At 58.8% G+C, this 10,641-nt stretch carries 8 protein-coding genes and 1 pseudogene; 5 read left to right on the top strand and 4 right to left on the bottom strand.

The genetic code is table 11. From position 1 onward, the window contains the following. The first annotated feature begins 138 nt into the window (after nucleotides 1–138). Entirely contained in the window at nucleotides 139–1,566 is a 1,428-nt protein-coding gene (gene sbcB / locus FIV39_RS21655; protein ID WP_090400579.1) for an exodeoxyribonuclease I, read from the top strand. Nucleotides 1,567–1,655: 89 nt separating this feature from the next. On the opposite strand, the gene mvaT is transcribed toward sbcB, so the two are convergent. Further along, complete coding sequence (gene mvaT / locus FIV39_RS21650; protein ID WP_003175830.1) at nucleotides 1,656–2,030, bottom strand: histone-like nucleoid-structuring protein MvaT; 375 nt, start codon at nucleotides 2,028–2,030, stop codon at nucleotides 1,656–1,658. A gap of 345 nt (nucleotides 2,031–2,375) precedes the next feature. Between mvaT and purU the strand changes: the two genes are divergently transcribed. Together purU and FIV39_RS33090 are read left to right on the top strand one after the other, a co-directional pair. Then, nucleotides 2,376–3,224, top strand: coding sequence for a formyltetrahydrofolate deformylase (purU, locus tag FIV39_RS21645; protein ID WP_015885632.1), 849 nt, complete (start codon nucleotides 2,376–2,378; stop codon nucleotides 3,222–3,224). Between the two features lie 86 nt (nucleotides 3,225–3,310). Continuing rightward, nucleotides 3,311–3,484 (top strand): hypothetical protein, encoded by a 174-nt coding sequence (locus tag FIV39_RS33090; protein WP_167361088.1) that lies wholly within the window; start codon nucleotides 3,311–3,313, stop codon nucleotides 3,482–3,484. A 32-nt stretch (nucleotides 3,485–3,516) separates the two neighbouring features. On the opposite strand, the gene FIV39_RS34020 is transcribed toward FIV39_RS33090, so the two are convergent. After that, nucleotides 3,517–4,281 (bottom strand): methyl-accepting chemotaxis protein, encoded by a 765-nt coding sequence (locus FIV39_RS34020; RefSeq protein WP_390620711.1) that lies wholly within the window; start codon nucleotides 4,279–4,281, stop codon nucleotides 3,517–3,519. A 93-nt stretch (nucleotides 4,282–4,374) separates the two neighbouring features. Continuing rightward, a pseudogene (locus FIV39_RS34015) lies at nucleotides 4,375–5,406 on the bottom strand (HAMP domain-containing protein); the annotation flags it as partial. Between the two features lie 190 nt (nucleotides 5,407–5,596). Here FIV39_RS34015 and FIV39_RS21635 point away from each other — a divergent pair. Then, nucleotides 5,597–7,075 carry a helicase HerA-like domain-containing protein gene (locus tag FIV39_RS21635; RefSeq protein ID WP_090409785.1) on the top strand — a complete coding sequence of 493 codons (1,479 nt, stop codon included), beginning with the start codon at nucleotides 5,597–5,599 and terminating at the stop codon, nucleotides 7,073–7,075. A gap of 4 nt (nucleotides 7,076–7,079) precedes the next feature. On the opposite strand, the gene FIV39_RS21630 is transcribed toward FIV39_RS21635, so the two are convergent. Continuing rightward, a complete protein-coding gene (locus tag FIV39_RS21630) occupies nucleotides 7,080–7,535 on the bottom strand; it encodes a DUF721 domain-containing protein (protein ID WP_027605525.1) in 456 nt (151 codons plus the stop codon). 294 nt (nucleotides 7,536–7,829) lie between these two features. Between FIV39_RS21630 and secA the strand changes: the two genes are divergently transcribed. After that, nucleotides 7,830–10,565: a preprotein translocase subunit SecA gene (secA, locus tag FIV39_RS21625; protein WP_090400577.1), complete on the top strand. Its 2,736-nt coding sequence runs from the start codon at nucleotides 7,830–7,832 to the stop codon at nucleotides 10,563–10,565. Nucleotides 10,566–10,641: the final 76 nt, after the last annotated feature.

Here is a 10,641-nt window from a genome sequence, read left to right as displayed (position 1 = left end):
GAGACACGGATGCTAACAGCGTCGGCGATGGAAGCAACTATTCAAGGTTTTGCTGGATGTTTGTACAGTGTAATTGGTGCTGGCCCCGAACACGGCTCAACGCCTAGACTTTGTCGATCTTCAGCACAGGAACAGCCCGTGACCTCCATTTTCTGGTACGACTATGAAACCACCGGCATCAACCCACGCAGCGATCGCCCACTCCAGGTTGCCGGCATTCGCACGGATCTCGATCTCAACGAAGTCGGCCCGCCGGTCAATCTTTACTGCCAGCCCAGCGACGACATCCTGCCCCATCCCGCCGCCTGTGCCATTACCGGCATCACCCCTCTAACACTGGCGGAAAAAGGCCTGGCCGAGGCCGATTTCATGACCCGTGTACATGCCGAACTGGCGGCTCCGGGTACGTGCGGCGCAGGCTACAACATCTTGCGGTTTGACGATGAAATGACGCGCTACAGCCTGTATCGCAATTTTTTCGATCCCTACGCGCGGGAATGGCAGGGCGGTAACAGCCGTTGGGACCTGATCGATGTGGTTCGCACTGCCTACGCCCTGCGCCCGGAAGGCATCGAGTGGCCGCAGCAGGACGGGCGCGTGACCCTCAAGCTCGAGCGCCTGACCGCCGCCAACGGCATTGACCACGGCCAGGCCCACGATGCGTTATCCGACGTGCGTGCCACGATCGCCCTGGCGCGCCTGATTCGTGAGAAGCAGCCCAAGCTATACGACTGGCTGTTTCAACTGCGCAGCAAGCAACGGGTGATGGACCAGGTGCGCTTGCTGCAACCCATGGTGCATATCTCCGGACGTTTTTCTGCCGAGCGTCATTACCTGGGGGTCGTGCTGCCCTTGGCCTGGCACCCGCGCAACCGCAATGCGCTGATTGTCTGCGACCTTGGGCTCGATCCCCAGGGGCTGCTGGACCTGGATGCCGCTGCCTTGCGCCAACGCCTGTATACCCGTCGTGAGGACCTTGCCGAAGGTGAGCTGCCGGTGCCGCTCAAGTTGGTGCATATCAACCGTTGCCCCGTGGTCGCGCCCTTGAACGTACTGCGGGCCGAGGATCGTGAGCGCCTGCAATTGGATATGGATATTTGCCAGGCGCGGGCGCTGCGGCTAACTGACGCACAGGAACTTTGGCGCGATAAGTTGGCGGTCATTTACGCCGAGGAAGATTTTGCACCGAGTTCAGACCCGGAACAGCAGCTTTACGAGGGTTTTATCGGGGATCGTGATCGACGCTTATGCGAGCAAGTCCGGGCGGCTGAGCCTGCGCAATTAGCTAGCCAGCAGTGGCCTTTTGATGATCACCGTTTGCCTGAACTATTGTTTCGCTACCGGGCGCGTAACTTCCCCGATACGCTGAACAGCGAGGAGCAACAACGCTGGAAACTTTTCTGTCAGCAACGTTTGGAAAATCCTCAATTCGGCGCGCCGAATACCCTGGAGGCATTTAATCAGGCTCGGCAGGAGTTGGCCGTTAGTGCCACGCCGTTTCAGCAGCAGGTGCTGGAGCAGTGGCAGGAATATGCTGACTCTTTAGCCGCTCGTGTGAATGCGTAATAGCGGTTTGTAGAAAAGACGATCAATAAAAAACGCCAGCAGGCTGGCGTTTTTAATGGGTCGCGTATCAAGCGCAGACCTGGCGAAGCTTAGCCCAGCAGGGTAGCCCAGCCTTCAACCACATCACCGCCCCACTTGGCTTTCCACTCTTTCAGGGTTTTGTGGTTGCCGCCTTTGGTTTCAATCACTTCGCCGTTGTGCGGGTTTTTGTATTGCTTGACCTTGCGAGCACGTTTGGTGCCGGTAGTTTTTACGGCGCCACGGGGTGCTTTAACTTTCGACTCTGGATCCAGCAGCGCGATGATGTCACGCAGGGATTTGGAGTACTCGCCCATGAGGGTGCGCAGTTTGCCTTCGAATTCCAGCTCGGTTTTGAGTTTGTCATCTTGGGACAGATTCTTCAAACGAGCTTGCAGCTCTTTGATAGCTTCTTCGGTGGCACGGTATTCGTTGATCAGAGACATGTGGACTACCTTATGTAGAACGCTGATTGACAGGATAGTGGCCCAATAATAGTCAGGCGGTTTCCTCAAGTAAACATTTAAGAGCGCATTTAGGTGAATTACTTTGAATGTTTGTGAAGGCGCTATGCGATCGAGTTAATTAATAGGTGCTAACCCGAAAATAATGTCCTTAAAATTTGCATAATTGCTGCGGCTTGCGCTGTTCGTTCATATAGCGCTGGTAAAACCATGCGCTATTAAGGGGGGGGCAGGGCAGGGGATCAGAATAAGGCTCAACGAATACTGCAGTTTTTCTGCACAATCGCTAGAATGGCGGCCTTTGCGAAGTTCTGGAGTTCCCCCCTAATGCGCACTTTTCGGCTGGTGATTGCTTGCCCGGACCGGGTCGGCATCGTTGCCAAAGTCAGTAACTTTCTGGCCTCCCACAACGGCTGGATCACCGAGGCGAGTCATCACTCGGACAATCTCAGCGGTTGGTTCTTCATGCGTCACGAAATCCGTGCCGACACGCTGCCCTTTGGTCTTGAGGCTTTCCGCGAGGCATTTGCGCCAATCGCAGAAGAGTTTTCGATGACCTGGCACATCACCGACACCGAGCAGAAAAAGCGCGTGGTGTTGATGGCCAGCCGCGAATCCCACTGCCTGGCTGACTTGCTGCACCGCTGGCACAGCGATGAGCTGGACTGCGAGATCGCTTGCGTGATCTCCAACCATGACGACCTGCGCAGCATGGTCGAGTGGCATGGCATTCCCTACTACCACGTGCCCGTCAACCCGCAGGACAAGGAGCCGGCGTTCGCCGAGGTCTCTCGCCTGGTCAAGCAGCACGAGGCCGACGTGGTCGTGCTGGCGCGCTACATGCAGATCCTGCCGCCGGAGCTGTGCCGCGAATACGCGGGCAAGGTGATCAACATTCACCACAGCTTCCTGCCGTCGTTTGTGGGGGCCAAGCCTTACCACCAGGCTTCGCTGCGTGGCGTGAAGTTGATTGGCGCAACCTGCCATTACGTCACCGAAGAGCTGGATGCCGGTCCGATCATCGAGCAGGACGTGGTGCGCGTCAGCCACAGCGACAGCATTGAGGACATGGTGCGGTTTGGTCGGGATGTCGAGAAGATGGTACTGGCCCGTGGCCTGCGCTATCACCTGGAAGACCGCGTGCTGGTGCACGGCAACAAGACCGTCGTGTTCTGATCAACGCGTTCGGATTGAAGAATGGAGGGCCTGGGCGTTAAATCGCTGCAGGCCCTTTTTCTTTGTCTGCCGTTGAGGATTGACTGATGAGTGACCCACTCGACAAAGCGACCTCCAAAGCCCCCGCGACACTGGGTGAGGGGTGTTTGAGCCGGTATGACCCGGACGAGCTGGACAGTGACGACGGCACCGAATTTCCAGGTGCCGCCGAGTTGTGGGAGCAGGAACAGGAAACGTCCCAATCCATAGAAGAAAAATAACCCGCCGCTGAATCCAGCGACGGGTGCCTGGATCAGATCCGGAAGCTCCCCACCAGCTGTTTCAACCGCGCCGCCTGTTGTTCCAGGTCGGCGCATGCGCGCAGCGTCGATTGCAGGTTTTCCACACCTTCCTGATTGAGGGTGTTGATCTCGGTGATGTCCATGTTGATCGACTCCACGACCGAGGTCTGCTCCTCAGTGGCGGTGGCCACCGATTGATTCATGCCGTCGATCTCGCCAATACGTTGGGTCACGCTGTTAAGGCGCTCACCGGCCAGGTTGGCGATTTCCACGCTGTCATGGCTGTGGCGCTGGCTGTCGCTCATGGTGCTGACGGAGTCTCGGGCGCCGACTTGCAGTTCCTCGATCATCTTTTGTACTTGCTGTGCCGATTCCTGGGTGCGATGGGCCAGGTTACGCACTTCATCGGCGACCACCGCAAACCCGCGCCCGGCTTCCCCGGCGCGTGCAGCTTCGATGGCAGCGTTCAATGCCAGCAGGTTGGTTTGCTGGGAAATACTGGTGATCACTTCGAGAATCTGGCCGATATTCACCGTCTTGCTGTTAAGTGCTTCGATATTGCTGCTTGAAGCACTGATCATTGCAGACAGCTGAGTCATCGCCTTGATATTGCGCTCAACCACCTGTTGACCGTCTTCGGCCAGGTGGCGCGCATCGCTGGCCTGATTGGAGGCTTGTGCGGCGTTACGGGCGATTTCCTGGGCGGCGGCGCCCAGTTCGTTGATCGCGGCGGCAACGCTGTTGGTGCGGTTGGCCTGTTCGTCGGAGTTGACCATCGACGAGTTGGACGCGCTGACAACCCGCAGTGCGACTTCATTGACCTGTTCGGTGGCCGAGGATACTTCGCGGATGGATGTATGAATCCGCTCCACGAAGCGATTGAATGCAGTGCCCAGGGTGCCGAACTCATCGTGATTCTCGATGGTCAGGCGGCGAGTCAGGTCACCTTCGCCGTCGGCGATGTCTTGCATGGCACGGGTCATCACGTGCAGCGGTTGCAACAGGACGCGAATCAGCATGCCCAACAAGGCAATGATGATCACCACCGCAATGAGCGTGGCGATCACCGCCGAGGTGCGGAATTCGCTGAGCATGGCGTAGGATTTGTCTTTATCCACCGAAATGCCCAGGTACCAGTGCACCGACGGCAGGCCCTTGATCGGTCTGAAGGTCACGATGTTGTCCTTGCCGTTGGCTTGGACTTCACCGAAGTCGCCGCTGATCTTCGGCGTGTTTTTTGGATACATGTCGGCCAGGGTTTTCATCACCAGGTTTTTGTCCGGGTGCACCAGCACTTTGCCGTCGGCGCTGACCAGGAACGCGTAGCCCATGCCGCCGAAGTTCAGCGCACCAATGTTATCCACCAGGGTTTGCAGGCTCAGGTCGCCGCCCACCACGCCGATGCTCTGGCCGCCTTTGGCGCTGGGGGTGGCGATGGAAATGATCAACTGCCCGGTAGCGGCATCGATATACGGTTCGGTCAGTGTTGAGCCGTTGCTGCTTTGGGCGCCCTTGTACCAAGGCCGAACGCGTGGGTCGAAGCCATCTGGCATCTTCGTGTCGGGGCGGATGGTGAAGGCCCCTTTGCTGTCGCCCACGTAGGTAGCCATGAAGGACGACGTCAGGGCTTTCTGCTCCAGCAGGCTGGCAACGGTCGAAGGCTCAGGGTTGATGGCGATGTTTTGTGCCGCGTTTTCCACCAGCGCAATGCGCCCGGTGAGCCAGGTCTGAATGTTGCTGGCGGTGACATCGCCCATTTCATGCAGGTAATTGTTGAGGTCGTCGCGAATGGCGTTGCGTTGCAGGTAGTCGTTGTAGAGGGTGAACAGTGCGAAGGCCGCGATGACGATAAGGGAGGCTGCAAGCAGGATTTTATGGCTGAAACGCAAGTTTTTATTCATAGCTTGAAGGGTCCGCTAAGGTCTTAATATCCGAAGCGCGTCCTTGTGGAACACGCGGGAGGGTAGCGTCAAAAAAGTTTGATATTTCCGTTGGTCCCTGTAGGAACTATCTGAGCGTTTTTTAGACTTTGTAGGTCTCACATCTGTCTTATCGACCTGGCGACATTAAAGATTAACCATGGGTGACGAAATGCCTGACTCCACGCAACTCCTTATCGGGGCCGGTCTTGACGGCCAGCCCATTGCCCAGGCCATGCGCCTGGCCAACCGTCACGGGTTGATCGCCGGCGCCACGGGCACCGGCAAGACGGTCACGTTGCAACGCCTGGCCGAAGCCTTCAGTGATGCGGGCGTGGCGGTATTTGCGGCTGATATCAAAGGTGACCTCTGTGGCCTGGGTGCCGCCGCCACCCCCCAGGGCAAGGTGGCAGAGCGTATCGCCGGCATGCCTTTCCTTAATTACACAGCCAAGGCGTACCCCGTCACGCTGTGGGACATCCATGGGCAGTCCGGTCATCCGCTGCGCACCACCATCAGCGAAATGGGGCCGTTGTTGCTCGGCAGTTTGCTGGAACTCACCGACAGCCAGCAGTCGGCCCTTTATGCGGCCTTCAAGGTGGCGGATCGCGAAGGCCTGTTGCTGCTGGATCTCAAGGACCTCAAGGCACTGCTCAACCACCTGCGCTATCACCCGGAGTTGCTCGGCGAAGACGCGGCGCTGATGACCACCGGCTCCAGCCAGGCGCTGTTGCGGCGCCTGGCAGTATTGGAGCAGCAGGGCGCCGAGGCCCTGTTTGGCGAGCCGGCCTTGCAGCTTGAAGACATCTTGCAGCCCACCAGCGATGGGCGCGGGCGTATCCATCTGTTAGACGCCAGCCGCCTGGTGCATGAAGCCCCGAAGGTGTACGCGACCTTCCTGCTGTGGCTGTTGGCGGAATTGTTCGAGCAACTGCCGGAGCGCGGCGATGCCGACAAACCGTTGCTGGCGCTGTTTTTCGACGAGGCGCATTTGTTGTTCGCCGACACGCCCAAGGCTTTGCAAGAGCGCCTGGAGCAAGTGGTGCGGCTGATTCGCTCCAAAGGTGTGGGGGTGTATTTCGTTACCCAATCGCCGGGCGACCTGCCGGACAGCGTGCTGGCGCAACTGGGGTTGCGGGTCCAGCATGGCCTGCGGGCATTCACCACGAAAGAACAGAAATCCTTGCGGGCGGTAGCAGACGGGTTCCGGCCGAACCCGGCGTTTGATGCTTTATCGGTATTGACCGAGTTGGGCACCGGTGAGGCATTGGTGGGCACGTTGCAGGAAAAAGGTACCCCGGAAGTCGTCCAGCGCGTATTGGTCGCTCCGCCGCAATCGCGAATCGGGCCGCTCAGCGCCGCTGAACGCGTTGCATTGGTGACCAGTTCGCCGTTGCAGGGGCGCTATGACAAGCCGATTGATCGCGAGTCGGCCTATGAAGTATTGATGGCGCGCAAGGAGCTTGGACCGACCGAAGAGGCCAGGCAGGCGGACGAAGAACCTAGCTTCACTGACAAGGCCGGGGCGTTTTTGGGAACCACCGCAGGCAAGGCGCTGAAATCCGCGATGCAGCAGGCGGCCAATCAGATGGGGCGCCAACTGGTGCGTGGTTTGTTGGGGTCTTTGCTGGGGGGCAGCAAGCGCAAGTAGCGGTTCAGGGCTTGGGCTTGCCATGGGCGGCCAGCCGCTCAAGTGCCGCGCGCAAGCCCGGATCGCTGATGCCGTCGGCCGTGGCCTGAATCGTCTCGGCCGCCGTCTCCGACAAGTCCATCGTGTGGCCTGCCGCGCCTTGCTGTACGGTCGGCGGCTGCACCTTGAACTGGATGCGCGTCAAGCTGGCAAACTCATCGAATGCCATTAATTGACGCTGCAGGCGTTTTTGCTGATAGCGCAGGCGGGTCGCCCAGTGACCATCTGTGACAATCAGCAGCAGGTTGCCTTCACGCCAGGACGCCACATGGCAGTGTTCGCGGGCGGCCGGTTGCAGTTGGCTTTCGAGCAGGCGTTGCAAATGGCCCAAGCGCTGCGCATGGCCAAAGATGGCTTTCAACGGCTTGGCTTCGCGAAGCAACACGCTGGGGGCGCGGGCTGTAAGAGGGCGAAATGCCATGATTGGACACCTTAAGTAACAGAGCGGCCATCTTAGCAGAAAGCGTCTACGCGGCCCCGGGCAATGCATTGCCGGGGCTTTATCCACAAAATCCATCAGCTCCACGGGTTGAAGTTCGCGCAAAAGCCCTTATTTTAAACAAGCCCTCTCATAGCCCCATGCCAGCCTCGGGGAACAACGCCACTTTCCTCACCCACGATTCCGGGTAGAATGCGCGTTCGCATGCGGCCGTGAGGGCTGCTCGGGCCACTCACGGTGCGCCCTCCATCCCTATGTGTGGAAGAACCTGCCGATATGTTTGCGCCTTTGTTAAAGAAACTTTTTGGAAGCAAGAATGAGCGCGAAGTCAAACGCATGCTCAAGACGGTGCAGCTGGTCAATGCCTTCGAAGAGCAGATGGTTGCCCTTTCGGACGAGCAATTGCGCGCCAAGACCGAAGAGTTCAAGGCCCGCATAGCCAAAGGTGAAACCCTCGACAAGCTGCTTCCCGAAGCCTTTGCGGTTGCCCGTGAAGCCGGTAAGCGTGTCATGGGCATGCGCCACTTCGACGTCCAGTTGATCGGCGGCATGACCTTGCATGAAGGCATGATTGCCGAAATGCGTACCGGTGAAGGCAAGACCCTGGTGGCAACCCTGGGTGTTTACCTCAACGCACTGTCCGGCAAGGGCGTGCACGTTGTGACGGTGAACGACTACCTGGCTCGCCGGGACGCCAACTGGATGCGCCCGCTGTATGAATTCCTCGGCCTGACCGTCGGCGTGGTAACGCCGTTCCAGCCGCCGGAAGAGAAACGCGCCGCCTACGCCGCCGACATTACCTACGGCACCAACAACGAATTCGGTTTCGACTACCTGCGCGACAACATGGCGTTCAGCATGGAAGAAAAATTCCAGCGCGAACTCAACTTTGCCGTGATCGACGAAGTCGACTCCATCCTCATCGACGAAGCCCGTACCCCACTGATCATCTCCGGCCAGGCCGAAGACAGCTCGCGCCTGTACACCGAGATCAACAAGTTGATCCCGCGTCTTGAGCAGCACATCGAGGAAGTGGAAGGCGTGGTGACCAAAGAAGGTCACTTCACCATCGACGAGAAGACCCGCCAGGTTGAACTCAACGAAGCCGGTCACCAGTTCGTCGAAGACATGCTGACCCAGATCGGCCTGCTGGCCGAGGGCGAAAGCCTCTACTCGGCACACAACCTGGGCCTGTTGACCCACGTGTATGCCGGCCTGCGCGCCCACAAGCTGTTCCACCGCAACGTCGAATACATCGTGCAGGACGGCCAGGTCGTACTGGTTGACGAACACACCGGTCGTACCATGCCGGGTCGTCGTCTGTCCGAAGGCCTGCACCAGGCCATCGAAGCCAAGGAAGTGCTTAACATCCAGGCCGAAAGCCAGACGTTGGCGTCCACCACGTTCCAGAACTACTTCCGTCTGTACAACAAGCTGTCCGGCATGACCGGTACCGCCGACACCGAAGCGTTCGAATTCCACCAGATCTACGGTCTGTCGGTAGTGGTTATCCCGCCGAACAAGCCGCTGGCCCGTAAAGACTTCAACGACCTGGTGTTCCTGACCGCCGAAGAGAAATACGCGGCGATCATCAACGACATCAAGGACGGCATGGCCCAGGGTCGTCCGATCCTGGTGGGTACCGCCACCATCGAGACTTCCGAGCACGTCTCCAACCTGCTCAACAAGGAAGGCATCGAGCACAAGGTCCTCAACGCCAAGTTCCACGAAAAAGAAGCCGAGATCATTGCCCAGGCCGGTCGCCCAGGCGCGCTGACCATCGCCACCAACATGGCCGGTCGTGGTACCGACATCCTGTTGGGCGGCAACTGGGAAGTGGAAGTGGCTTCGCTGGACAACCCGACCCCCGAGCAGATCGCCCAGATCAAGGCCGACTGGCAGAAACGCCACCAGGCCGTGCTGGAATCCGGTGGCTTGCAGGTGATCGCGTCCGAGCGTCACGAATCGCGTCGTATCGACAACCAGCTGCGTGGTCGTGCCGGCCGCCAGGGTGACGCCGGTTCCAGCCGCTTCTACCTGTCCCTGGAAGACAGCCTGATGCGTATCTTCGCCTCGGATCGGGTGAAGAACTTCATGAAGGCCCTGGGCATGCAGTCCGGTGAAGCGATCGAGCACCGCATGGTGACCAATGCCATCGAGAAGGCCCAGCGCAAGGTCGAAGGCCGTAACTTCGACATTCGTAAGCAACTGCTCGAGTTCGATGACGTCAACAACGAACAGCGTAAAGTGATCTATCACATGCGTAACACGTTGCTGGCCGCCGACAACATTGGCGAGACCATCGCCGATTTCCGTCAGGATGTGCTCAACGCCACCGTCAGCGCCCATATCCCGCCACAATCGCTGCCTGAGCAGTGGGACGTCGCCGGTCTGGAAGCTGCATTGAAGAGCGACTTCGGTGTCGACTTGCCGGTCCAGCAATGGCTCGACGAAGACGACCACCTGTACGAAGAGACCCTGCGCGAGAAGCTCATGACCGAGCTGCTGGCCGCGTACAACGAGAAGGAAGAGCAGGCGAGTGCCGAAGCACTGCGCACCTTCGAGAAGCAAATCGTACTGCGCGTGCTGGACGACCTGTGGAAAGACCACCTGTCGACCATGGATCACCTGCGTCACGGCATCCACCTGCGTGGCTATGCCCAGAAGAACCCGAAGCAGGAGTACAAGCGCGAGTCGTTCACGCTGTTCTCCGAGTTGCTGGATTCGATCAAGCGCGATTCGATTCGTGTGCTGTCCCACGTTCAAGTGCGTCGCGAAGACCCGGTCGAGGAAGAAGCTCGCCTGCGTCAGGAAGCCGAAGCACTGGCGGCGCGCATGCAGTTCCAGCACGACGAAGCGCCGGGCCTGGAAGTACCTGAGGTGTTGGGCGAGGAGGTCGATGTGGCCCTGGCCCAGACCCCGGTACGCAACGATCAGAAGCTGGGCCGCAACGAACTGTGCTACTGCGGTTCGGGCAAGAAATTCAAACACTGCCACGGCCAGATCGAATAAGATTTTCGCCTGACGCTGCAACACCCCGCGCCGCGACCGGCCTCTGCCGTCGCGGCGTTTTGCCATTAATTTCACC

This window comes from Pseudomonas grimontii, assembly GCF_007858185.1.
In the GTDB taxonomy this organism is placed as follows: Bacteria; Pseudomonadota; Gammaproteobacteria; order Pseudomonadales; family Pseudomonadaceae; genus Aquipseudomonas; species Aquipseudomonas grimontii.
The sequence above is the reverse complement of the archived record's forward strand: the minus strand, read 5'-3'. Positions and strand labels throughout refer to the sequence as shown.

Excerpts from the sequence above, each read along its gene's own strand:
- FIV39_RS21630 (WP_027605525.1), bottom strand. The coding sequence starts at position 7,535 with ATGGCATTTCGCCCTCTTACAGCCCGCGCCCCCAGCGTGTTGCTTCGC.
- FIV39_RS21635 (WP_090409785.1), top strand. The coding sequence starts at position 5,597 with ATGCCTGACTCCACGCAACTCCTTATCGGGGCCGGTCTTGACGGCCAG.
- secA (WP_090400577.1), top strand. The coding sequence starts at position 7,830 with ATGTTTGCGCCTTTGTTAAAGAAACTTTTTGGAAGCAAGAATGAGCGC.
- FIV39_RS33090 (WP_167361088.1), top strand. The coding sequence starts at position 3,311 with ATGAGTGACCCACTCGACAAAGCGACCTCCAAAGCCCCCGCGACACTG.
- purU (WP_015885632.1), top strand. The coding sequence starts at position 2,376 with ATGCGCACTTTTCGGCTGGTGATTGCTTGCCCGGACCGGGTCGGCATC.
- FIV39_RS34020 (WP_390620711.1), bottom strand. The coding sequence starts at position 4,281 with ATGGTCAACTCCGACGAACAGGCCAACCGCACCAACAGCGTTGCCGCC.
- mvaT (WP_003175830.1), bottom strand. The coding sequence starts at position 2,030 with ATGTCTCTGATCAACGAATACCGTGCCACCGAAGAAGCTATCAAAGAG.